This is a genomic window from Rhodococcus sp. BH4 (assembly GCF_002079265.1).
GTDB classification, from domain to species: Bacteria; Actinomycetota; Actinomycetes; order Mycobacteriales; family Mycobacteriaceae; genus Rhodococcus_F; species Rhodococcus_F qingshengii.
Genome location: NZ_CP014941.1, coordinates 5604901 through 5628330 on the forward strand (window position 1 = coordinate 5604901; position 23430 = coordinate 5628330).

Sequence of the window (23430 nt, forward strand, 5' to 3'; positions counted from 1 at the left end):
GTCGACCGGTCCACGCCGAAACGTCGACTTCGAAGCACGCGACACCAGAAGCAAGAGGGGACACCATGCGAGCAACCATCATGTACGGCGCCGGAGACGTTCGAGTCGAGACCGTGCCCGATCCGGCACTGCAGCAGCCGACGGACGCGATCGTGCGGGTCGTCAGGGCGTGCGTTTGCGGCTCTGACCTGCACCCTTACCACAACATGCCGGCCACGCCCGGTGGTTCCCCGATGGGCCACGAATTTGTCGGAGTGGTGGAAGAGACCGGTCGCGAGGTGTCCACGTTGAAGAAGGGCGACTTCGTCATCGCCCCCTTCGCCTGGTCCGACGGGACGTGCGACTTCTGCCGCGAAGGCTTGCAGACGTCTTGCCGACACGGTGGATTCTGGGCCGGAAACGGGATCGGAGGCGGTCAGGCAGAGGCCATCCGAGTGCCGTTGGCAGACGGCACCCTGGTCAAGGCGCCGGTCGGTGAGGATTCCGAACTCCTACCGTCACTGCTCACACTCTCCGACGTCTTCGGCACCGGCTATCACGCGGCGGTCAAGGGTGGCGTCAACCAACGCACGACGGTCACGGTCATCGGCGATGGAGCCGTGGGGCTGATGGCAGTGCTCTCCGCCAAACGCCTCGGCGCCGAGCGCATCATCCTCATGGGGCGCCACAAGACCCGCACGGATCTCGGTCTCGAGTTCGGAGCCACCGACGTGGTTGCCGAACGTGGAGATGAGGGCATCGAGAAAGTCCGCGAACTGACCGGAGGCGACGGCACTCATGTCGTCCTCGAAGCGGTAGGTCACATGCCTGCCTACGAGCAGTCGCTCGGAGTTGTCCGACCGGGCGGCGTCATCAGCCGAGTCGGGGTACCACAATACGAAGAAGCTCCAATCGGATTCGGGACACTCTTCGGACCCAACATCACACTCACCGGTGGACCGGCCCCGGTGCGCGCGTACATCGAAGAGCTGATGCCGGATGTGCTCGATGGAAAGATCGAGCCGGGCAAGGTCTTCGACCACACCGTCGGACTCGACGACGTAGCGGAAGGCTACCGAGCCATGGACTCCCGTGAATCGTTGAAGGTCCTCGTCCGCCCGTAGTCCACCACTTGCGAAAGTCCACCACTTGCGAAGAAGATGCGCGTGACCCACATTGCCACCCGTCCTGTTGCCGGTCGCATCAATCCCACCGCGATCCTGGCGATCATTCTGATCAGCTATTTCATGATCCTGCTCGACAATTCGATCATCTTCACCGGGCTACCCAGCATCCAAAGCAGCATGGGTTACTCGGCAACCGGGCTGTCCTGGGTCCAGGACGCCTACACCCTGGTGTTCGGCGGGCTTCTCCTGCTGGGTGCTCGTCTCGGGGACATCTTCGGCCGTCGTCGCGTATTCGTGGCCGGTCTCGCGATTTTCGCGATTGCGTCGTTTCTCGTCGGGGTCGCGCCGAACGGTTGGTGGCTCATCGCAGCGCGCGCTCTCCAAGGCGTCGGAGCAGCAGTGGTCGCCCCGGCGTCGCTGTCACTGCTGACCGCCAGTTTCCCGCCCGGCCCGGAGCGAACGCGCGCTGTTGCCTGGTACGGCGCTGCTGCGGGAATGGGCGCCAGCCTCGGACTCGTGATCGGCGGCGCCCTTGCCGACTGGGTGTCTTGGCGCGCAGGCTTTTTCATCAACGTTCCGATCGGTATCGCGATGATCGCTCTCGCTCCCCGGTTCATTCCGGAAACCGAGCCCAACTCCGGACGTTTCGATGTGGCCGGCGCTGTTCTCGCCACACTCGGGATGACCGCGCTCGTCTTCGGCACCGTCAACTCGGCCGAAGCGGGGTGGACCTCACCGATCACCGTTGCGACACTGGCGGCCGGGGCGATACAACTGACCTTGCTCTTCCTCAACGAAGCGAGAGCGGAGCAGCCGATCATGCCACTGAGGTTGTTCCGTAGCCGGGAGCGATCCGGGGCGTACGCCGCCCGAATGCTCTATCTGGGTGCCATGATCGGATTCTTCTACTTCACGACTCAGCTACTCCAAGGCGTCATGGGCTTCAGCGCGTTCCAAGCAGGCATCGCCTTCTTCCCGATGACGATCGTCAATTTTGCTGTGGCGATGCTTATTCCGCGACTGACACCGCGATTCGGAAATTCCGCAATTCTGTCGGTTGGCATTACCGTCACCCTAGCCGGGATGGCGTGGCTCAGTCTGGTCCATCCCGGCAGCACGTACCTCACTGCGATAGCACTTCCGATGATCTTGATCGGCGCCGGACAGGGGTTGGCTTTCGCCCCACTGACTTCTGCTGGCATCTCCGGGGTACAGGCCGAAGATGCCGGTGCCGCATCAGGATTGGTCAACACTGCACATCAACTGGGCAGTGCTCTCGGACTCGGCATCCTCGTCGCAGTCTCCGCGGGCGCCGGATCCTCTGCCGACGACGCTACAACGGCACTCACCGATCACGTATCAACGGCTCTCACCGCAGGCACCGCCCTGCTCGCCGCTTGTCTCGTCATCGTCCTCGCACTGATCGTCCCGGCTACGAGAACGCGAAGTACCGCAAAGCAATTCGACCAGGGGAAAGGAAGCCGAGATGTCGCACTCGTGGACCGAGGCTGAACTGACCAAGATCGGCGACGCCGAGGAGTTGCAGGTCTCCTCGTACCGCCGAGACGGAACCGCAAGGCCGTACGTCACGATTTGGGTTGTCCGTACCGACAACCAACTGTACGTTCGCTCGGCCTACGGAACCGACAACCCGTGGTTCGTCCGAGCAACGGCAAGTGGAACGGGCCGAATCCGAGCAGGAGGAATCGAGCGGGACGTGGCGTTCGAGTCCGCCGCACCGGATGCCCACTCGTCGATCGACTCCGCCTATCACACCAAGTACGACCGCTACGGCCCGCAGATCGTCGGCTCCGTCACCGGCCGCGCCGCCGCACCCAACACCATTCGACTTGTTCCGCTGACGCAGAACTGAACCGCCCCTTTCGATTCCGAGGAGACCTCATGGAAATCTTGAAGCCCCAGCCCACCAGCAAAGCACCCAACGACTGGTTCACCGGCGACGTCTGGTGGGACGTCATCTACGCCGGACAGGAGCCGTCGAGGATGCGCGCCAACATGGTTCGCTTTGCACCGTGCGCGCGAACCGACTGGCACTCCCATGCAGTCGGACAGACCCTCCACATCGTCTCCGGTACCGCGCTGGTTCAAGCTCGCGGCGGCGAGATCGTCGAAGTCCACCCGGGTGAGACCGTCTACACCCCAGCGGGAGAGGAACACTGGCACGGCGCGGCACCCGACCGTTTCATGAGCCACCTCGCACTGTGGGAAGGACCCGGCGACGGAGGCACCGAAACTACATGGGGCGACAAAGTCACCGATGAGGAATACGGCGGTCCCCGCGCCAAACGTCGTTGAGACCGGACACCTCTCAGATACGGCGCATCACGGAAACAACTTTGCCCAGGATGACCGCGCGATCGCCGTCGATGACGCTGTACGCGGGATTGCGAGGCTCGAGGTACACGTGACCGTCGCGACGCCGGAGCACCTTCACCGTGGCCTCGCCGTCGATCATCGCGGCGACGATCTCACCGGAATGAGCTTCGTCCTGGCGGCGCACCACGACGACGTCACCGTCACAGATCGCTGCGTCGACCATCGACTCACCACGCACCCGAAGTCCGAACACCGTGCCGGAGCCGACGAGCTCGCGAGGAAGCGCAAGCACCTCGTCGGCGTGCTCCTCCGCGAGGATCGGCGCGCCGGCCGCGATGTCACCGACGACCGGAACCGTCACCGTATTCGACGACGACTGTTCCTTCGCGCCTACGAGGAACGGCCGCACGTCCAACTGCCGAGCCATGGCCGCTCCCCTACGGAGGAAGCCCTTCTCTTCGAGACTCTTGAGGTGCTTGGACACCGTCGACGTCGAGCGCAGACCAACCGCGTCTCCGATCTGCCGTGTGCTCGGCGTGCACCCGTTGGCAGCCACGAGATCCCGGATGGTCATCAGAATCTGCTGCTGGCGGAGCGGCAGGGAGGAGGCGTCGAGGCCACCGAACATGTCGAGATCGTCGTAATCGGTCACGATGAGAATCGTAGTGAGGGGTCCCGACATCCAGGCCAGGCAGCCGGAGTCTGCCAGAAACGGCACAGGCAGTTTGTTTCCCGAGCGGCGCATGGCACGCTGAGCTGATGGAGCCTCTCGAACCGATGCGCCCGATCAGTGTTGCAGTCGACACGCGGACCAAGACTCCACTCTGGAAGATGGTGGTGCTCTATCCGGCAGTGACATCGGTGTTCATGTTTGCCGCGCTCACCACCCGAACGGGAATTGGTCTTGTCGTACTCGGACTGGCCATTTTCGTAGTCGGCGCGACCACTTACGCGATGTCGGAGCGACGGATGCTTCGGGAGAACTCAGGGGTTCGAGTTCCATACTTCGCCGGACCTCCCGTCGCCCCGCGGCACGTCGATCTACTCGCGGCAGCAGGGATGCCCCTGCTTACGAGTGGAGCTGTGTTGACCGTGCGAGCGTCCGAAGCAGCGCGCCCCTGGGTCTTCATATCGGTGTTCGTGATAGCGATGGTCCTGGCAATAACTGTCCCGATGGTTGTGCATAACGCGCGGGTCAAGCGGACAGAATCAGCCTGAGCAGTCACGCCATACCGACATCTTGCAGCGTCACGTTCACCCTTCCCAGACGTCGGACCGACGTCTGGGTGGTGCGACCGGTCCATCCCCCGGTGGAGCCGACTATGCGCTGGCGACCTTGCTATCAGGCACGACAGCAATATCGACCTTGCTGAACTGCAGCACACCGTCTTCGATCTCGGCGTCGTGCATCAGCTTGCGGTCGCGGTAGTAATTGTTGACCACTTTCCACGCACCGCGGGCACCCTGACGCGGCATCTCTCCGTCGCCGCGCTGGATGTAGCCCGAGGTCAGGGCTCCGCCCATGAGAGATTCTTCGGCGAAGTCCTCAGGTTCGGCGTGAACCTCGAAAGTCGTGTAGTCGCGCTTACGCATGATCTTGAGTACGCGACACAGATAGGACGCGGCCAGGTCGGCCTTGAGCGTCCAGGATGCGTTGGTGTAGCCGAGGATCATCAGGAAGTTCGGGATGTCGGAGTAGAGCACGCTCTTGTAGGCGACCGTCTCGTTGAGCTTGACGGGCTCGCCGTCGATGCTCATGGTCGCCCCGCCCAGGATCTGTACGTTCAAGCCGGTCGCCGTGACGATGACGTCGGCCTCGATTTCGCGGCCCGACTCGGTCACGATGCCCTTCTCGGTGAACGTGGCGATACGGTCGGTGACGATGTCGGCCTTGCCACTCTTGAGCACCTTGAACAGGTCCCCGTTGGGAACCACGCACAGGCGCTGATCCCACGGGTTGTAGTTGGGGGTGAAGTGACGCAGGTCCACGTTCTTGCCGAGTTGCAAGCGGATCTGGGTGAGGAACAGCTTCTTCGCCAGCTTCGGATTGGTGCGTGAGAGCTGAAAGCTGGCGCGTTGCAGTGCGATATTGCGGGCTCGACCGATCTTGTAAGCGATCTGGTCGGGAACGCGCGCAAGCTTGAGACCCTTGGCAACAGGGTCCTCGGACGGCAGCGCCTGGATCCACGTGGGCGAGCGCTGCAGCATGGTGACGTGACCGGCGGTGGGTGCCATCGACGGGATCAGGGTGATCGCGGTGGCACCGGAACCGATGACCACTACCTTCTTTCCGGTGTAATCGAGATCCTCCGGCCAGTGCTGCGGGTGCACGATCTGACCGCGGAAGTCGTCCTCACCGGGGAAGGCGGGGCGGTATCCCTTGTCGTAGTTGTAGTAACCACAGGCGCCGACGAGGACGTTCGCGGTCCACGTCTCGGTCTCCCCCGTCGCCTCGACCAGGACGGTCACGGACCACTGTGCAGTCGCGCGATCGAAGTCCATTGCCACGACCTTGCGGCCGAAGTTGATGTGGTCGGTGACGCCGTATTCCTTGGCGGTTTCCTCGACGTAGTCACGGATACTGGCGCCGTCTGCGAGCACTTTGGTTCCGATCCACGGACGGAAACCGAATCCGAAGGTGAGCATGTCGGAATCCGAACGGATGCCGGGATACTTGAACAGGTCCCAGGTGCCACCGATGTTCTCGCGGCGTTCGAGGATCGCGTAAGTGCTTCCGGTCTGCTCACGAATGAGGTGGCAAGCCGCGCCGATTCCGGACAAGCCAGCGCCGATGATCAGTACGTCGACATGCTGTGTCATGAGGAAACTCGTTTCGTCGGTCGTCGCGAAGCTACTTCTGGCGTCGGCAGTGACCGAGAACGATCGGCCGGTTCAGGCCGGGTTCCCTAAGGTCAGCGCCAATGAACAGGGTATGTGCAACTGACGGTAACAGTCAATATCTCGACCCGGCCGCGTACGGAACATTGAGGTGCGACGCACCGGCCTCGCGGAACTCGATCGAGACGCCTGAATGCCTCGAGACACCGGAGAGTTGTTCACGTCGTCGACGGAACGCCCAATGACTCGTCTACACGGGATACTCATCGCCCAAATATTCAGCGCCCCAGCATAATTCGAAGGTCCACGATCAGGTGTCGAACGCGCGAGTTTCCATGGGAAGACGGGCAACTGCGATATCGCCGTAACCTTCGTGCGCATCAGCGGAAAGGTCACTGCGATAGCTAACCTGCTGACGAAACCACGCTGAAAGCAACGGTTTTGGTTTCGCAGCGAAGAGAGCGGGCGGAGCGGACCTCCACCGGAGATGTAGTCGCTATGACACTCTCCAGCACAGTCACCGTGTACACCACTCATAGCAATCGAGGGTTCGCCAATGCAATCGCTGCCGGAATCAGCGCCAGGGCTTATTCCGAGCCACAAACCGCAGACATGAGCCTGTTAAGGCATCACACCAGCGATCACGGTAGAGCGCTCGTTCTCCTACCACTCGGGGGCGTCGATTGGCAGGTGAAGGAGCTCTCCGCGCTCGAGGGATCGGTCCTGGTCGGCGATCTCAGTAGCGGCAACTCCATGATTCGGGGGCTCGCAGCGGGCGCCCACGCCGTGCTCAACTCTCAACTGCCATTCACATCCCTGCTCGATGAGCTGCAGGCCGCGATCAACCCCAACTCCGCTCGGTCTGCACACGACAAGTCCTCGCTCGTACAACGCATCCGGTTGCGCACCGAAGAATTCGCACGAATCAGCAGTCTCACCGATCGCGAGTTCGAGATCGTGGGCCTTCTCTACGGAGGCTCGAATGTCGACTCGATTGCTCGAACCGCCCACATCGCACCGACCACGGTTCGCGCCCACATCCGAAGCATCCTGCAAAAACTGGGGGTGCATTCCCAGCTGGAGGCATGCGCAATGCTCCGCCGCTCTGGTCACGACGCACGCAGACACCCACTGGAACTTCGGATCGGACGCTTCTAGCAGGAAGTGCCCCAGACACACTCGCCGAGATGGGGTGCCGCCCCTGATCGAACTCGACCTTCGAAAAGATCGTCAATTTTGACGATTCGATGACGCGCCCGGACGTCGAATATTAGGTCCTACACGACACCGAAGACACGAGTGAACATCGAAAGGTGCATTCAATCAATGGAATACACACGCACAGTGCCGCGGCATCTTGTCCACAGACATGCTGTTGCCGAGGTTTTCTTGACGGACTACCGGATCGAATCGGACTCGGCGTACCAGGTTGCTGTGCAACTCCCGGTCTCGCACCGGATATTCGACGTATCGAGCGAGCAACACGATCCGCTCGGGGTGGCAGAAGCATTTCGACAGGCAGTGGTGCTTCTGTGCCACACCCGATACGAGATTCCACTGCACTACAAGTTCCTCATGGAAACGTTCAGCTTCGAGATGCTGGACGCGCTCGACGTGCAATCAGTCGCGGAGCCGTTGAGTTTCTCGATGACAGTGGACAACCTCACTCATCGCGACGGAGCGGTTTCGGGGGTCGAAGTGTCGGGGATCCTCAGCGAGGGCAACCGGCACGTCGCCAGATGCAACGCTGTTGCGCGAGGAGTCAGCCCCGAGGGATACCGTCGAATTCGGCAAGGACGAGAAGACCACCGCCCGAGCCGGCGCATCCTTCCTTCCGGAGCCGCGGTGGTCGGATCGGAGCGAGTCGGACGCCTAACCGATGGAGATGTGCTCATCAGCACGGATCCTGCTCGGCACGCGATGTTCTGCGCTCCCGATCCACGCAACCACTCCCTTTTCGACCACCCCGTCGACCACATCCCAGGAATGATACTTTTCGAGGCCGCCCGACAAGCGCTCCGATTTCACATCGGCAACCCAGCAACAAAGATCGCCTCACTCTCGGCGGTCTTTCCGAGGTTCACTGAATGGGAAACGCCGTGCGAGGTGTCAACGATCCCCCTTGACGCGTCGGGCCATGTGCACCGAGTTCGGTTCACTCAAGAACTGGAACCACCGCGGAACTCGAAATTACAGTTGCGGACCAATCATGAGAGGGAACGAACACGTTCTTCTCGTCGCGTCTACCACGTCAAGCGCTCGGTGCTTCCCACTCTCTCGGTGCAAGCGCCGCCAGTTGCATGACGTGCGCCAACTTGTCCTCGCGGACGATCGTTGGCAGCACCAGGTTCCACATCTGACTCAACCGCTCGTACAGATCGGTTCTGCCCGTCAGCATTTCCGAGAGAATCTGCACTCCGGTGAACGACCCCACCACAAATCGAGCCAACGCGTCTATATCGGTGCCCGGGACGATATCGCCGGCTTCGGCCGCTTGGGTTGCCACCTGCTTGATAGCCTCGATCCAATCGAGGTACGGCTGTTCGATGGGGCCTTGAATACTGCCGATCTCCATCGTCAACCGCATGCCACCTCGCGCGATGGGCTCGGTCACAAGCTGCCGAGCCATCTCCTGCGAAACGAGCACCAGGGTTTCGACCGCGATGTCGGAGTGCGCAGCAACCCGCCGGGTACCCTCCATCGCCATACCGTGCTGCGCTGCGATGACCGCGTGCGCAAGCTCCTCCTTGGACGCGAAATGAAAATACATCGCCCCCTTCGACACACCCCCGTGCTGCAAGATCGTGCCCAAACTGGCGGAGTACCCGAACTTCTCGAAGCTCTTCGCAGCACCCAAAATGACGGCCTGGCGCGTCAGGACAGCACGCTCCTGCATGATCTACCCAGCTCTCGTTGCCGACGGAATGAATCTCAACGATACGTCGAAAGAGCTCGCAGCAACGCTCTCGACACGGACACACCGTGACGACTCTGGTACTCGGGGCCACTGGTTTCATCGGCTCCGCAGTGATGAAACAGCTGGTTTCCCGCGACGGAAACGCTGCAATCGGTTTCGTTCGCACGGCCACCGCAGCCAAACAGTTCGGCCGTGAAGGAATCGCCACCGTGATCGGCGACATCAACGAAAGTGCTTCTCTACGACTTGCAATGAGTCAGGCGTCGACCGTCATCTGTTGCGTGTCGTACGTGGGCGACGACGAACAACAGTGCGTTCACGTCAACCAACACGGCGTACAGAACGTTGCGTCGATGGCCGCCGACGTCGGCGTCGAACGCTTGCTCTACGTCAGTACCGCGGCCGTGTACGGGCCGGGACCGTTTCGAGACTTGCCGGTCAACGGCGCACCTCTCAGCCCCTTCTCACCTGCCAGTCGCACGCGCGCTCTCGCCGAGAAGTTCGTGCGCGACGCCGGAGGCCTGGTCGTCCGGCCGCATCTCGTGTACGGACCCGGCGACAGATGGTTTCTTCCGACACTGACGCGAATTGTCTCTCGCCTCGACTCGATCATCGACGGCGGTAGCGCTGTCCTGTCGGTAGTCGACGTAGACCTACTCGCCCGATCCATCTACGAGTTGTCGATAGAACAGCAATTTCGCTACGGCTCAACACTTCACGTCAACGAGCCTGTCCCGCGGACAGTCATCGACCTTCTCGAGCAACATGCACGGGAGACCAACTGGACTCTGCCCCAGAACTCTATCCCCCGCGCCGACGCGGTGAAAGCTGCTGCCCAGCTGAGTCTCGACATGCACCAGATCGACATGATCAGCCTCGATCACTGGTTCCGGTCGAGACTGTACTGATGGCACACGGATCACTCTCGCCAAAATACCTGTCTCCCAACCTTTTCAGCCCTCCCTATTGTTCAGCCTCAGCAATCAATACGACCTATTTCGCAGTCACTACAGGCGAACAGAGAGCTCTGATCGACGAAAACCACGGCTGCACAAAGACGGCAGTGATCGCGCACACCAAAGAAGCGGCGTTCACGCGACTGGCAGCAGCCTGGGGCTCCCTTCCGTCCGCCTTCGCCGCCGAATGCAGTTTGTGACGATCTAAGTCGTGCGCGACTAAAGGGCCAGGAGCTCTGACATCACGGGAGAAGGCTCTCCATCTCGCTGACCTCGGCTACCGTCATCTGAACCAGAAAACGGGAGAACAGATGCTCACTGCGGATATTTTGCTGTCGGGCCCGCGCGGACGCCGGAAGCTGCTCGCGTATGCGATCGACGCCGAACGCGCCCTGCGTCCCGAGCCAGGCGACGACATGTTCCGCATCAACGCTCAAGGGGCGGCGTATCACCTCGACGTCGGACAAGGAACCTCCCGAGTGTTGTTCGGCCCGGGCGCCGAAGAGGCCCGGCAGACCATAGTCACCGCGGAGGGCGTGGCGCGCAGCCTCACGGAAATATCGCTCCCCGACGTCACCGCCGTCGATCTACGCTCCGCCCTCGCAGAAGCGGTCGATGCGGCGCGTTACTGGCAGGATCCCGACGGAGAAGACGTCCTCGTCGCCACCGAAGCTATGCGAGATGAGCTTCGACGCGTCGCCGAGCACATCGCCGGCTCCGAATGCGCGCGGTGGTGGTCAACCTCGCTCGCCTCATCCGACCAATGGTCGATTCTGAGCAGAGGTGAGGAATCTCCGGACACAGACGAAGTGCCTGCTGCGCAACAACTCCTCAGCGAGTGGCGCACGAGCACCCTGGAATCGGAAGCGAGAGCTGAACGTGACCGCCCGGTGGACCCCGCGGCGAACTGGTCAGGTTATTGGTGGTCGAATCCACCCACTCAGGGTTCGACGAGGGCGCTGTTCGACGGGACTCCGGCGGGCTTGTGGTTCGTCGAAGACAGCATGGGATGGGAACGGGTCGTCGTCCGAGCATTGCGGCCACCGACTGGCGCACGCATCTACGAGATCGACAGCGCGCAAGCCTGGTCGGAGCTGTGCAGACGGTTCCCGCTCGAGGTCACCGCAGAAACGCGGCAGGTTTGGTATCGGACTACCGGCCGATCAGGCAGGTGGGTCATCCCCGACTGGGTGCAGGTCGCGGAAAGATTTGAGGGAGTGCACCTTACCGTGACGGGATACCTCGCGGCAGCAGGAACCGCGATCGAGGTCGATACCGAGACGGCGAGCGTCATCGCGGGCTGGGCACCCGACGAAACATACTGGTTCACCGATGCTGCCACCTACATTTCCGAGCCGTGTGCTTGGGTGCTGCACGACGGCCCGGAAGTGACCGACCAGCCCGCATGGACGCTGGAATCGCAGCAATGACCCGCACGTGAGGGTCTGCTAGGCATGAGCTTCCGTGAGGAATCGATCGCAGTTACCCTCCGAGTCGAGTCAACTACCCCGTGCGCGGTCGGCAGGAGCACTCACGTGCACGCAGACATGCGGAAGGGCGGTACCCCGCCCAGGCCGATCCGAACCCGAGTGCCCTAGATCACAAAGGTAAACCTATCCACAAATCGCCAAATGTCCTACATTTGACTCATGCCGGATTCCCGTATCGCACCCACCGCACGCAACATCGCACTTTCAGTGCAGATCGCGGAACAACTGCGGTCCCAGATCACTTCTGGCAACTGGGAATTAGGGGAGAAGATCCCCGGCGAGCATCAACTTGTCGAAATGACCGGCGCGAGCCGCAATACAGTCCGGGAGGCCATTCGCGGCCTCGTCCATGCCGGCCTCCTCGAAGCACGCCCGGGAGACGGAACCTACGTCTGCGCGAGCTCAGAACTCGAAATTGCACTTCAAAGACGTGCAGCGGCGGAGAACGTGCTCGAAATCTTCGAAGCCCGTGAAGCTTTGGAGCTCTACGCCGCCCGACTCGCTGCCGAACGAGCCCTGCCCGAAGACATCGACCGCATGACTCGGGCTTTGGATCGCCGAGACGCTGAGCCCGACGTCGCCAAATCCGTCGAGTACGACCTCGACTTCCACCTGGAGATGTTCGCAGCGAGCGGGAACCAACTGATAGCGGACATCTACCGCAGTCTCGATCGCTCTGACACCATGAGCATCCCACAAGGTAAGTCCGACAAGGAGACTCGACAGCTATTCATCGGGCCTTGGACCGACGACGACCCACACCGGCAGCTGCTTGCGGCCATCCGTGACCGCGATCCGGACGGCGCAGCCGCCGCAGTGGTCCGACTGATGGACCACAGCCGATCCCTCTTTCTGCAAAACATGCCGAAGTAGCTGACACACAAGAGGTTCAGCGCACAGACAATCTCAGAAGGGCACACCTATGGCTAACGTCATCTCCGACACCGAAAACGTGGCGTCTGCCCCGAGCGCGATACCGATAATGCGCCGAGGACTCGTTATCGCTGGCATTCTTCTCATCGCAGCCAATCTTCGAGCCTCAATCACAGTCGTCGGCCCGCTACTCGGTGAAGTACGCACCGATCTCGATATCTCGTCGACAACAGCATCAGCGCTGATCAGCCTTCCACTGCTGTGCTTCGCAGTGTTCTCCCCCGTTGCCCCGGTCATCGCAGCTCGGTGGGGAATGGAACGGACACTCGCAGCAGCACTCGGCATGCTCGCCTTAGCGATCGTGATCCGCTCTGTTCCGTGGATGCCTGCGCTGTGGATCGGTACCGTATCGCTCGGCATGTCCATCGCAACAATGAACGTTCTACTGCCGGCGCTCCTCAAACGAGACTTCCCGACCGAAGCCGGCCGTTTGACCGGCATCTTCTCGGCGGTCTCTGCAGCCGTCGCCGCAACCGCATCCGGACTTGCCGTGCCGATCGCCGGTCTCACCGATCACGGTTGGCGGATCGCATTCGGAATCTGGGCCGCTATGGCTCTCATAGGATTTGGGGTGTTCCTTCCCCAACTTCGCCGACGCACGCTTCCGAAACACGATCACGCTGCGGCTTTGGATCCCCATCCAGGCGGCCATCGCTCCCCATGGCTCTCAGCACTCGGGTGGCAGATCACAATATTCATGGGCGTCCAATCTCTCTTCTTCTACACCGTTCTGACATGGTGGCCCACCATTGAAGAATCACACGGCACTACCGCGGCTACCGCCGGACTGCATCAAGGCATCATGCAAATATTCTCGATCATCGGCAGCCTCCTCACAGCAGTGCTCCTGCACAAACTGCCCAAGGATCAGAGAGGAGCCGTCCTCGGGCTGGTGTCGGTCGCCGCAGTGGCAGTTCTCGGCCAACTCCTCCTCCCCTCCTGGGCCCTGCTGTGGAATGCATTCCTCGGCATCGGCATCGGCGGATCGATTGTCATTGCCTTGTCCTTCTTCGCAATACGCACTGTCAATCACGGTCAAGCAGCGGCACTCTCGGGTATGGCACAGTCCGTCGGATACCTTCTGGCCGCCACCGGTCCCCTCGTTTTCGGTGCACTGCACGACGCCGTCGATTCCTGGACGACTCCTCTGATCGCGTTGCTGGTGCTGCTGGCCGTGCAACTCGTCTTCGGCTCCCGCGCCGGCCGCAACAAGACACTGGGATAAGCGAACCACGGTCGCCTCGAATCCACCCACCAACCTCGCCAGACCCGTGCCGCGACCCGAACTGTCGTCGACGTGCTGAGGTCCGAGGATGTCGACGAGACAGCGGGGCGCTCAACGGCCTACCGAATTGCACCCGGCCCATCCCCGACTGGTGGATCGGAGCCGAAAGTCGATAATGAGGGCATGAACGAGACACAACCCCACAACCTCGAACGAGAGCGCTGGCGCACGCTGCCAACTCCACCGTCGACCGAGTTGATCGAGATGGTCGGGGACGGACCTTCGAGCGCAGACTTCGACCCTGCTGCACCAGTGACACAGCAGGGGTGAGACAGTCACGACATTCCGGTATCCCGCAGGGTGATGTTCAGCCGCCCGGACGGCAGACCTATGTCGGGACTTGCACTTCCCGCAATAACTTTCGGCACTCCGTGATATGCGAACCGAGACTCTCCACCGAAGACGAAGAGATCACCCGAATGGAGTTCGACATCGGTGTACGGCTTGTTCCGGTTCTCGGAATTCCCGAATCGAAAGACACAACTCTGCCCGACACTCAGTGAGACGACGGGAGCGTCGCAGCGCTCGTCCTTGTCCTGGTGCATGCCCATCCGAGCGCCCTCGTCGTAGAAATTGATCAGCGCGGTGTCCGGCGTGTACCGCTCCCCCGCAGTCGGATCATCATAGGCAGCGGCAACTGCGGCCCGGCCGAGGTCGACGAGCCAGTCAGGCACCGCTGCGACAGGCGCACCGTTCACGTCGTCGGCGGTGCGCGTGTACTTGTACGGCTGCCAATGCCAACCGAGACAGACTGTTTGCACCGACATCTTGTGCCCACCAGGGACAACAGCGGAGCGCATCGGTACGGGTGCGGTCGCCCACCGTCGGCACTCGGCCACCAAGAAGCGTTGCTGTTCGACGCTGAGCCAATCCGGAACGAGGATCGCCCCCGGCGCCACTTCCAATCGTGGCCGAGGAATCAGAGCGTTCATGGTTTCCACGCTAATCGGTTTCGAAGCATTGACACCCTCGGCATGGGCTCGTATCGTAATCAACAGGTTGGTTGATAAAGGAGATGGTTGACAAGTGATCGTGGATCCAGGGGCGGACGAGCGTCTCGACAAAGCGTTCATGGCGCTTGCCGACCCGGTACGACGGCGGATCATCGCCCGCCTGAGCACCGGCCCCCAAACGGTCAACGAGTTGGCCGAGCCGTTCGAGATCACGAAACAGGCCATCTCCAAACATATTCAGGTACTCGAAGCCGCGGGTTTGGTCACTCGCAGCCGCGAAGCCCAGAGGCGGCCGGTACATCTCAACGCCGCAACTCTCGAGGCTTTGACCGCCTGGATCGACCGCTATCGACTGATCCACGAACAACAGTTCCGCAAGCTCGATCACCTACTCAGCACCACACAGAAGGAGACTTAGCCATGGCTACCACCAATCCCGTCACCATCACGGCTCCTGAGGGCGTGCCGTACATCGACATCACCCGCGAATTCGACGCACCCGTCAGTGCCGTCTTCGCAGCTCATTCGAATCCCGATCTGGTCAAGCAGTGGCTCGGCCCCAACGGATACGAGATGGAGATCGACGAATACGAGTTCGTGAGCGGCGGTCGATACAAGTACGTCCATCGCAACCCCGAGGGCGAAGAGTTCCGGTTCAACGGTGTATTTCACGTCGTTCGCGAGAACGACTTTGCCATCCAGACCTTCGAATACGAGGGATTTCCCGACGTCGTCAGCATCGAATCGATCACGTTCGAGGATCTGGGCAACGGACGCACCCGCCTCTCCGGCCATTCCGTATATCCGAGCCTCGAAGCGCGAGACGGAATGATCGAGAGCAATATGGAGCTCGGCGTCACCGAAGGTTACGAACGCCTGGACAAGATCGTCGCGCAACTCTGACCACCTGTTTGCCCGAACCTCCTCAGCGAAAGGCAGTTTCATGGACTGGACCCTCGAAGTAGTCATCGTTCCCGTCAGTGACCTCGACCGCTCCATCGAGTTCTACCGTGACAAGGTCGGTTTCGATCTCGACCACCACACCGTCAACGAACACATGACGGTCGCCCAGCTCACTCCGCGTGGTTCGGGCTGCTCGATCGTCATCGGGAACCTGCCGTCGCAGACCGAGATGACCCCTGGTTCGTTGAAGGGATTGCAGTTGGTCGTGGCCGACGCTGCAGCGGCTCGCCAAGAGCTCATCGGCCGCGGCGTCGATGCCAGTGAGGTCACCGTCTTCGACGAGCGTGACGGGGGCACCTTCTTCGGATTCGCCGACCCGGACGGCAATACCTGGGCTGTCCAGCAGCTGAAGGTCCGCGGCGACAAGCCGCTCATTCCGAAGGAGTACCGCGACCGCTTCGGCGCGTAGCAACTGCCTTCCAGGCTGCGTAACCTTCGGGCATGCAGACGGCACAGGGGCGATAGCCGGCCGCAATCGCGGTCGGCTCGTCCGCGAAGAACACCCGACTGGCGACATACCCGCCACGCGCGATTGCCTGCGCGGCCCCTCGACAGTCGAGTCGCCCGTAGATCTTCGTTTTCCGGTGCCCGCCAAGCACACCGGGCGTCGAACTCTCGTAGGGTTTGTTGCGAGCGTCGCGGAGAATGTACGTCTTACTCGGCATCGTGAAGCACCAATCCCAATGTTCGACGCGTACCCGAGTGCACCACGCTGACACCATGTCGCACAGGGGCTCTCGACCACCCACGAGAACTCTGCACCGGTCGATCCCGCGTGGTGAAGATCAAAGCGTGACCTTGCTCGAGAACTGTCACCGTCCCTTTCGACTGGGCGCGCGGCCGCTGTTCCACGAGCAAGAACTCGCCGCCGACGTGGTCGATGCGAGGTCTGTCGAGCCCCATCACGACTTGCAAGGGAAACACCAACTCTCCGTACAAGTCCCGATGCAATGCATTCCAGTCACCAGGTCCGTAGGACAGAAGGATCGGGGTAGGGCGATTCTGACCGGCGTCGTGACACTGATCGATCCATTCTTCGAAAGAATCCGGCCACGGTGCACCCTCGCCCAGCTTGAACGCCCACTCCCGCGCCACGGGCAGGAGGTGTCGGTAGAAGGCGGATCGCATAGCCGTGATCGGCTCCGGTACGGGATCACCGAAGTACCGGTACTCCCCTTGGCCGAAACGGTATCGAGCCATGTCGACGGTGCTCCGGAACCGGTCGACCTCCGAGTACCAGGAAGCAATTTCGCGACATTCCGACTCGTCGAGTATCGGCGTCGTCTGGGCACACCCACTGGAGTCGATTCCCTCGATCAGCGCAGGCCAATCGAGAGATTCAACTCGAGCAGACAGATCGGTGAAGAGGTCCATACGTCGTAGACGACGCGGCGGTCAGGAATGTGAGAATGCCAGCAGCTGGTCAGCCAGATCGTTGTACGTACGGGCGATCCCGGCATAACTGAGCACGGGTTCCGGATTCCAGGTGCCGATCTTCCCCGCCTTCACCGCGGACAAGTTGGACCACGCAGGATTGGCGCCGAGCGTATCCAGTTGCAAACTGGACGGGCGATCGTCGAGGAAGATCATGTCGGCCGGATAGTGGTCCGCCATCTCCCAAGCCAGTTTCTCGACGTAGACCGACGATCCCGCGGCCGGATCGACGACGGCAAGGCCCAATCCCGCCAGATCTGCAAGGATCGGGAAGCCCGAACGACTGACACGAATCGTGTCCGGATCTGCGGACGCGAACAAAACCTGTGAATTATTCAGCGAAGAAGCAACTTCGGAGATCCGTGCACGCGCAGCGTCGTAGTCTTTTCGCTGAGCCTCCATATCCTGGTCCGCCCCGAGTTCCACGGCCAGTTCCACGATCTCTTGCACGGCTCGGTCGATGGTTCCTGCTGCCGTTTCCACGAACAGTACTGTCGACAAGCCTTTCACCGCATCCAAGTTCGCCTCGTCGAGTAGTGCCGAACCACGCAGCTGAGGGACTATGACGACGTCCGGCTCCAGCGCAGCGATCTTCTCGAGTTCCACTTGTCCCCAGAGCTGCCCGACCATGTCGGTCTTCGAGAAATCCAAATTGCCGGAGATGCTGGTGTCCCTTGATCCCGGCGATCGTGTCAGTGCCCCGAAAACTCCGACAGGCACCAGTCCGTAATCCCACAGAGCACCCGCGATACCGGTGTAGGTGACAAATCTCCTTGGTGGTGAATCCAATTCGATCAGATTGCCGCGATCATCGGTGAAGGACCAGCCTGCATCGCCTTCGCCCCCGGCGTCTGCGTCCGAACGCGAGCAACCGGCCGCTGCCAGCGCAGCAGCCAATCCTGCTGCAGCGCCGAGGAACCTGCGGCGATTCCAGTCCATCTCGATACGCCGGTGCGGTCGTGGAGTGAACAGCGTGGTCATGTGTGTGCCCTTTCGGCGATTGGTTGAACTGTTGCAGGAGTTGACGAACGAGAAAAGAGAAGGATCGACACCAAACCCGTGAGCATTCCGACGCCGGCACAGAAGACCAACGGCCACAGCAAGGCGAACTCGTCCGGACCGACGAAGAGCGAGCCGCACAACGCAATTCCGACGGCAAGCCCGAGTTGACGAGACGAGTTGGCTGTTGCCGAAGCCGTCCCGGCGCGCTCTGCCGGGGCGTCCGACATCGCGGCACCCGGCAGCACCGGCGACACCATCGCCGAACCGACACCGGTCAGAATCAGCCCGGCGATCAGTGCGGGCCAGACCGGCTCGGCGAGAACGTACAGCATGGCCACGCAACCGATTCCGCAAAGGATCGTCCCGAATCCGAGCGACAGTCGAAGGTCGACGCGCTGAAGCCGTGATCCACACAAGGCCGATACGAAGACAAAAGCGAGCGGTTGAATCGAGAGCACGAGTGCGGCCGCCGATGCCGACAGTTCCAGCCCGTTCTGCAGCCACAGTGAAAGGACTACGAGCGGGCCGTAGGCCGCGAGGTAGTACCCGAAAGCAGCGACGAGGACGCCGTCGAATTTCAGGGATCGGAACAATGCCGGATCGAGCATCGGACTGCTGCCTCGACGCTGCCAGAACACAAACGCCGTCAGCGCACCGATTGCGATCAGGAAGGCAAGAGCTGTCGACGACGAAGCCCACCCGATGTCGCCGCCCCACGTCACGCCGAGAACCGCGGCAACGGCAGCGAGGGTGAACAAAACGATTCCGGCCCAGTCGATGTTGTCGTCGCCGCGCTCACTGTCGGCGAAACAGAACACAGCCATTGCGAGCGCCACTGCGGCCACGGGGATTCCGGAATAGAAGACCGCACGCCAGTCGAAGAACTGCGTCAGCAGCCCTCCTGCAACATTGCCGATTCCCGCCGCCAATCCAGCGACGGCACCCCACGCGGCAAATGCCACGTGCCGATCGCGGCCCGAATATGCGTCGCCGAGAAGAGGCAGGAGTGTCGCGAACATCGCCGCACCGGCAATTCCTTGCGCGCCGCGAGCAACGACCAGAACCGTGACGTCCGGAGCAATCGCGCACACGGCCGTTGCAACCAGGAACACGACCAGTCCGCAGATGTAGAGGCGTTTGCGTCCCCACGCATCGCCGAGTGCGCCCATGCCCACAAGAAGCGCGGCAAGAGCCAGCGTGTAGGCGTCGACGACCCATGACATCGCGCCCGTACTGCCGTCCAAACCGACTGCGATGGCCGGCACCGCGATCGTTGTGATCGTGGCGTACGTCAGTAACAGGAAAGTTCCGATGCATGCGGCGATGAGCGGCAGCCATCGTCGTGCCGACATGGTCAACCTCCGGGTAGGGCGGTAAGTGCGCCCTAACTATGAAGGTTCAAGTCAACTTGAAGTCAAGCGCCGCTTCGACACGAATGTCGAGCTGCTCGAGCAACCACGGGCACTGCATCGGACGCTCTTGCCGACACGTCAGGTGATGCTCGAGTATCAGTTTCGCTCGGTTGGCTGCGGAGATCTGTGCCTCGAGCGTCGACACTTGATCTGCGAGAACTGTGAAGAACTGCTCGGACGTGGTGTCGGTTTCGATGAAGGACCGCACCTGCTCCAAGGACATTCCCGTCTCGGCGTACATCCGGATCAATGCCAGCCGGCGCAGCTCACGCTGCCCGTACCAGCGTTTACCGCCAGTTCGCGACCGCGCGGACAGCAGTCCTTCGTCCTCGTAATAACGCAAGGTCGACGCCGCAATTCCGAACGATTTTGCAACCTCGCCGATCGGGATCAAGTGCTCACGCATTCACCGATCGTAGGCTGAACGCGTAGGCGGTTCCGGCAGTTATGTGTGACTTGGCATACTGACTAACGGAAGGGGTCGCGTAAGTGATCTCACGGCAAAATGCTGGATGCGCTCGTTGAACGAGGGAGAGCTGTGCTGGATCCAACGCGACCTGTCGGGCCGTACTCGTCAGGAGTGCCCGCCACTGCCCTCGAAGTCCACATGCCGGACCTCGAACGCTTCGGCCTCGCCCAGTTGTGGCGTTCCGCGATCATCGCCGTCGTGTTGTCGACGTCGATCATGCTGGCACTGATCGTGTGGCCTTTCCGCAAGCGTGGACGCACGTGGGCTGACGCCGCCTCCGACGGGATGGTCGACGGCTTCATCGCGCTGGGTCCCACCTTCGTCAAGCTCGGGCAACTGGTCGCGTCGTCGTCAGGCCTGTTCCCCGCCCCCGTCGCCAATGCATGCCTACGTTGCCTCGACGACGTTCCGTCATTTCCTGCCGAGCAGGCCAGAAGCGTCGTGCACGAAGACCTCGGATACTCCGTAGACGACCTGTTCGCGAAATTCGACGACGTACCTCTCGCGGCCGCGTCGGTAGCGCAGGTACACGCGTGCGTTCTGCACGATGGCCGCGAGGCCGTCATCAAGATCCAGCGTCCGGACATCTATGCGCGGATGCTGATCGACCTGCGGGCGGCGTACTGGGGCGCGAACATCCTCGAGAAATTTGTCGAGTTCCTTCGAATTGCCAATGCCACCGCCATCATTCGCGATCTGCACAACGCCACGATGACGGAATTGAACAGCGCGGTCGAGGCCGACCGGCAAACCACTTTCCGGAACAACATCAGTGCGTTCGGCGACAACAAAGGAGTCACGACACCAGAGGTGTACTGGGACTACTGCGGCCCCCGAGTCATCTGCATGGAACGCATGCGAGGCGTTCCGCTCGATCGGTTCGTCGCCGGTCCGGACGGTATCGACGAAGCCCGCATGCTGATCCGACGCGGAGTGAAGGTCTGGCTCGAATCAGTCATCGTTCACGGTCCGTTTCACGGAGACGTACATGCCGGGAATCTGTGGGTCCTCGACGACGGCCGGATAGCGATGCTCGACTTCGGCATCGTCGGCGTCCTTCCCGAGACCTGGAGATCCATCCTTTCCGACATGTTCCGAGCGACCCTCATCGACGGTGATTTCGCCCGTGTCGCCCGCGGAATTCGATCCTTGGGATATGCAACCGACTACGAGGTCGACGACGATCAGCTCGGTATGCAGGTCGCAACGGCCCTGGCCCCGATTCTCGGCCGTGACCTGGGTGAACTCAAGCTCAGTGAATTGATCATGGCACTGATTCAGTTGGGCAAGCAGTGGGGCGTTGCGAGTCCCGAGGAATTGGTTCTTTTCGGTAAACAGCTCGGATACTTCGAACGATATGCGACGGCTTTGGCACCTGGTTGGGTGATCGGACAAGACCTTTATCTGTTCAAGAACGTTTTTCCAGAGGCAGTCGCCGAAAAGGTGCAGGAACTCGGCATCACCATGCCTGACGAATAAATTTGTCCCCTATTTCCTTATTCTGCATTTCGTCTGTCGGGGTTAGCCTGTAATGACCCACTGGCCGAGGAGCAAATGTGCAGCCACTTTCTGTAGCCCTCCCGCAAGCGTCGACAGGTCCGAGGAATAACGGGCCGAGTGTCGGCACCACCCTCGGCGCCCTCATGCATTCCACGGACAAGTCCGTGATCGAGCTTCTGGAAAGCCCGGACGGACTCGATGTCGAAATCCGTTCGATCGCCCTCGTCGAGTCCTCCGATATCGACGGCACCGACAGCCGTGGTGCGATCTCCGACATTTACCTCCCCGTGGGGGTTCCCGAATCGACGTTGACGCAGTGGTTGCGAAAGTTCGAAGGCAGGCCGGCGAGGCGTCGTCCGAAGCTCTTGCTCGTCAAGAATGCGCGCGAGGCGACGACGCTTCTCACCGCCGCACGCAACATCGGAATCGCAGTGGCCGCGGTACATCCGCAGGCTAGTTCCGGACACGTCTATTCACTCGTACAACGACTTCTGACACAGAGCATGTACCGTTCGCGGGCCGTCTCAGGAGCTGTGGCCGGTGGCGATTCGGATCTGTTCGCGCTCTCGGAGACGATCGCCGAATTGACCGGCGGACTCGTGACGATCGACGACACGGCACTCCATGTCATCGCATATTCAGCTGCTCACGAAGGTGAAGACGAACTCCGTCAGCTCTCCATACTGGGCCGGGAGTGGCCGATCGAATACACCGAATGGATAGAGCGCAGAGGCGTGTTCGAGCATCTCAGGCGATCGGACGAGGTCATCAGTCTGCCCTCCGAGCCGAGCATCGGAGCCGCGCACAGGTTGGCTGTGAGCATCACCCGCCCGGACCTGTCAGCGCCGACGGGTTCTGTTGCACACCAACACAATCTCGGCAGCATCTGGGTGCAGCGCGCCTCTGAACCTCTTTCCGACGACGCCCAAGCGGTATTGCGGGGTGCAGCGGCAGTCGCCGCACGCATTCTCATGCGAACCTTGGACGCCTCCAGCCGCGAGAATGCCCAATTGCAAAGGCTGTTCGGCGTTCGCTCCGGCGGAGTCGACATGCACTCGCTGGCCGGCTCCTTCGGCATCAACACCGACGGACCGTCTGCGGTCATCGGATTTGCGACATCACTCGCGCCCGGATCGAATCTCGATCGAATCACCAACGCCTTGCGCCTGCGCGCCAGCGCATTCCGCAGCGACGCGGTCACAACGATCATCGACAACCGGATCTACGTGCTGTTTCCTCAGGCCGAACACGAGGTCGCGATCAGCGACTGGGCTTACGACACCGTGGGAGTAGTCGAGGCCCGTGCGGGCATCAGCGTGCGCGCCGCCGTCGCGGTCCCGATCGCGCGATTGCACGGCGTACCCGAGGCGCGTCGAGAAGTGGACCGCGTGCTCGATACCACCGATGATCACGAAACCTCGAAGGTCACCACACTCGCGGCGTCACGCACCGCGGTGTTGCTGGGCGAGATACTCGACCTCGTTGCTGATCACGAGCGATTGCGGGACCCTCGTATCGACAGACTCGTCTCCTACGACGACAAGAACACCTCTGACATGCAGTTCACGCTCACGGCCTACCTGACAGCTTTCGGGGATGTGAAGAAGGCCGCCTCGTCTCTGAAAGTACATCCGAACACGCTGCGCTACCGCATTCGGCGCGCTGAACAGATCATGGGCATTTCGTTGGACGAGCCGGATACGCGACTGCTCACCGAACTGCAACTCGCCATCTTGGGACGCACCCCGGACGAGTCTGAAAGATACGAAACGTCCGATCAGTGAGATAGGCCTCGAGCCCGTCCTGAACTCTCGAGTAGACAACTGAGGAAGCCG

Annotated in this window: 26 protein-coding genes; 17 read left to right on the forward strand and 9 right to left on the reverse strand. The window is 61.3% G+C overall.

Annotation, left to right across the window (positions count from 1 at the left end; genetic code table 11):
• The first annotated feature begins 65 nt into the window (after window positions 1–65).
• The 4 genes from A0W34_RS25980 to A0W34_RS25995 are packed head-to-tail and all read left to right on the forward strand — an operon-like array spanning window position 66 to window position 3422.
• The gene (locus A0W34_RS25980) at window positions 66–1103 is read left to right on the forward strand and encodes a zinc-dependent alcohol dehydrogenase family protein (protein ID WP_030536486.1); all 1038 of its coding nucleotides are present in this window, start codon (window positions 66–68) and stop codon (window positions 1101–1103) included.
• Between the two features lie 36 nt (window positions 1104–1139).
• Window positions 1140–2618 carry an MFS transporter gene (locus A0W34_RS25985; protein WP_232329931.1) on the forward strand — a complete coding sequence of 493 codons (1479 nt, stop codon included), beginning with the start codon at window positions 1140–1142 and terminating at the stop codon, window positions 2616–2618.
• Window positions 2593–2979 carry a DUF2255 family protein gene (locus tag A0W34_RS25990; RefSeq protein ID WP_007729735.1) on the forward strand — a complete coding sequence of 129 codons (387 nt, stop codon included), beginning with the start codon at window positions 2593–2595 and terminating at the stop codon, window positions 2977–2979. The genes A0W34_RS25985 and A0W34_RS25990 overlap by 26 nt, the downstream gene beginning before the upstream one ends.
• Before the next feature lie 29 nt (window positions 2980–3008).
• Window positions 3009–3422, forward strand: a complete 414-nt coding sequence (locus tag A0W34_RS25995) for a (R)-mandelonitrile lyase (protein WP_081558511.1) — start codon at window positions 3009–3011, stop codon at window positions 3420–3422.
• 13 nt (window positions 3423–3435) lie between these two features.
• Here the strand turns inward: A0W34_RS25995 and lexA are convergent, their stop codons facing one another.
• On the reverse strand, window positions 3436–4125 hold the full coding sequence (gene lexA / locus A0W34_RS26000; protein ID WP_174519486.1) for a transcriptional repressor LexA: 690 nt from the start codon (window positions 4123–4125) through the stop codon (window positions 3436–3438).
• A 77-nt stretch (window positions 4126–4202) separates the two neighbouring features.
• Between lexA and A0W34_RS26005 the strand changes: the two genes are divergently transcribed.
• The gene (locus A0W34_RS26005) at window positions 4203–4661 is read left to right on the forward strand and encodes a hypothetical protein (RefSeq protein WP_081558512.1); all 459 of its coding nucleotides are present in this window, start codon (window positions 4203–4205) and stop codon (window positions 4659–4661) included.
• 102 nt (window positions 4662–4763) lie between these two features.
• Here A0W34_RS26005 and A0W34_RS26010 read toward each other — a convergent pair whose 3' ends face one another.
• Window positions 4764–6263 (reverse strand): flavin-containing monooxygenase, encoded by a 1500-nt coding sequence (locus A0W34_RS26010; protein WP_003940522.1) that lies wholly within the window; start codon window positions 6261–6263, stop codon window positions 4764–4766.
• Between the two features lie 516 nt (window positions 6264–6779).
• On the opposite strand from A0W34_RS26010, the gene A0W34_RS26015 reads away from it, so the two are divergent.
• Both A0W34_RS26015 and A0W34_RS26020 read left to right on the forward strand, forming a co-directional pair.
• Complete coding sequence (locus A0W34_RS26015) at window positions 6780–7439, forward strand: helix-turn-helix transcriptional regulator (RefSeq protein ID WP_047271918.1); 660 nt, start codon at window positions 6780–6782, stop codon at window positions 7437–7439.
• 168 nt (window positions 7440–7607) lie between these two features.
• Complete coding sequence (locus A0W34_RS26020) at window positions 7608–8585, forward strand: ScbA/BarX family gamma-butyrolactone biosynthesis protein (RefSeq protein ID WP_232329932.1); 978 nt, start codon at window positions 7608–7610, stop codon at window positions 8583–8585.
• Here the strand turns inward: A0W34_RS26020 and A0W34_RS26025 are convergent.
• Window positions 8533–9177, reverse strand: coding sequence for a ScbR family autoregulator-binding transcription factor (locus A0W34_RS26025; RefSeq protein ID WP_003940238.1), 645 nt, complete (start codon window positions 9175–9177; stop codon window positions 8533–8535). The genes A0W34_RS26020 and A0W34_RS26025 overlap by 53 nt on opposite strands.
• A gap of 86 nt (window positions 9178–9263) precedes the next feature.
• Between A0W34_RS26025 and A0W34_RS26030 the strand changes: the two genes are divergently transcribed.
• The 5 genes from A0W34_RS26030 to A0W34_RS33245 all read left to right on the forward strand — a co-directional run bounded on the left by A0W34_RS26030 (window position 9264) and on the right by A0W34_RS33245 (window position 14132).
• Window positions 9264–10106 carry an NAD-dependent epimerase/dehydratase family protein gene (locus tag A0W34_RS26030; RefSeq protein WP_030536480.1) on the forward strand — a complete coding sequence of 281 codons (843 nt, stop codon included), beginning with the start codon at window positions 9264–9266 and terminating at the stop codon, window positions 10104–10106.
• Window positions 10107–10465: 359 nt separating this feature from the next.
• The gene (locus A0W34_RS26040; RefSeq protein ID WP_081558514.1) at window positions 10466–11584 is read left to right on the forward strand and encodes a hypothetical protein; all 1119 of its coding nucleotides are present in this window, start codon (window positions 10466–10468) and stop codon (window positions 11582–11584) included.
• A gap of 219 nt (window positions 11585–11803) precedes the next feature.
• Window positions 11804–12517 carry a FadR/GntR family transcriptional regulator gene (locus A0W34_RS26045; protein WP_081558515.1) on the forward strand — a complete coding sequence of 238 codons (714 nt, stop codon included), beginning with the start codon at window positions 11804–11806 and terminating at the stop codon, window positions 12515–12517.
• A gap of 49 nt (window positions 12518–12566) precedes the next feature.
• The gene (locus tag A0W34_RS26050; RefSeq protein ID WP_081558516.1) at window positions 12567–13802 is read left to right on the forward strand and encodes a CynX/NimT family MFS transporter; all 1236 of its coding nucleotides are present in this window, start codon (window positions 12567–12569) and stop codon (window positions 13800–13802) included.
• Between the two features lie 183 nt (window positions 13803–13985).
• Window positions 13986–14132, forward strand: coding sequence for a hypothetical protein (locus A0W34_RS33245; RefSeq protein WP_165639009.1), 147 nt, complete (start codon window positions 13986–13988; stop codon window positions 14130–14132).
• A 5-nt stretch (window positions 14133–14137) separates the two neighbouring features.
• Here the strand turns inward: A0W34_RS33245 and A0W34_RS26055 are convergent, their stop codons facing one another.
• Window positions 14138–14794, reverse strand: coding sequence for an alpha-ketoglutarate-dependent dioxygenase AlkB family protein (locus A0W34_RS26055; RefSeq protein WP_037128920.1), 657 nt, complete (start codon window positions 14792–14794; stop codon window positions 14138–14140).
• Window positions 14795–14888: 94 nt separating this feature from the next.
• On the opposite strand from A0W34_RS26055, the gene A0W34_RS26060 reads away from it, so the two are divergent.
• The 3 genes from A0W34_RS26060 to A0W34_RS26070 are packed head-to-tail and all read left to right on the forward strand — an operon-like array spanning window position 14889 to window position 16187.
• Window positions 14889–15233, forward strand: coding sequence for an ArsR/SmtB family transcription factor (locus A0W34_RS26060; protein WP_003939956.1), 345 nt, complete (start codon window positions 14889–14891; stop codon window positions 15231–15233).
• Window positions 15234–15235: 2 nt separating this feature from the next.
• On the forward strand, window positions 15236–15718 hold the full coding sequence (locus A0W34_RS26065; RefSeq protein ID WP_003940319.1) for an SRPBCC family protein: 483 nt from the start codon (window positions 15236–15238) through the stop codon (window positions 15716–15718).
• 40 nt (window positions 15719–15758) lie between these two features.
• Entirely contained in the window at window positions 15759–16187 is a 429-nt protein-coding gene (locus A0W34_RS26070) for a VOC family protein (RefSeq protein ID WP_007729747.1), read from the forward strand.
• Here A0W34_RS26070 and A0W34_RS26075 read toward each other — a convergent pair.
• Genes A0W34_RS26075 through A0W34_RS26095 form a run of 5 tightly spaced genes read right to left on the reverse strand, consistent with a single transcriptional unit; the run spans window position 16150 to window position 20032 of the window.
• Window positions 16150–16443: an Ada metal-binding domain-containing protein gene (locus A0W34_RS26075; protein ID WP_007729748.1), complete on the reverse strand. Its 294-nt coding sequence runs from the start codon at window positions 16441–16443 to the stop codon at window positions 16150–16152. The genes A0W34_RS26070 and A0W34_RS26075 overlap by 38 nt on opposite strands.
• Window positions 16433–17152 (reverse strand): 2OG-Fe(II) oxygenase, encoded by a 720-nt coding sequence (locus tag A0W34_RS26080; RefSeq protein WP_081558517.1) that lies wholly within the window; start codon window positions 17150–17152, stop codon window positions 16433–16435. Before A0W34_RS26080 ends, A0W34_RS26075 begins: the two co-directional genes overlap by 11 nt.
• Window positions 17153–17173: 21 nt before the next feature.
• Window positions 17174–18193 (reverse strand): ABC transporter substrate-binding protein, encoded by a 1020-nt coding sequence (locus tag A0W34_RS26085; RefSeq protein ID WP_081558518.1) that lies wholly within the window; start codon window positions 18191–18193, stop codon window positions 17174–17176.
• A complete protein-coding gene (locus tag A0W34_RS26090) occupies window positions 18190–19566 on the reverse strand; it encodes an MFS transporter (protein ID WP_081558519.1) in 1377 nt (458 codons plus the stop codon). The genes A0W34_RS26085 and A0W34_RS26090 overlap by 4 nt, the downstream gene beginning before the upstream one ends.
• A gap of 46 nt (window positions 19567–19612) precedes the next feature.
• Window positions 19613–20032 (reverse strand): MerR family transcriptional regulator, encoded by a 420-nt coding sequence (locus A0W34_RS26095; RefSeq protein ID WP_081558520.1) that lies wholly within the window; start codon window positions 20030–20032, stop codon window positions 19613–19615.
• A gap of 132 nt (window positions 20033–20164) precedes the next feature.
• On the opposite strand from A0W34_RS26095, the gene A0W34_RS26100 reads away from it, so the two are divergent.
• Entirely contained in the window at window positions 20165–21574 is a 1410-nt protein-coding gene (locus A0W34_RS26100) for an ABC1 kinase family protein (protein WP_019745620.1), read from the forward strand.
• Window positions 21575–21651: 77 nt separating this feature from the next.
• Window positions 21652–23379, forward strand: coding sequence for a PucR family transcriptional regulator (locus A0W34_RS26105; protein ID WP_228232274.1), 1728 nt, complete (start codon window positions 21652–21654; stop codon window positions 23377–23379).
• Window positions 23380–23430 lie beyond the last annotated feature (51 nt).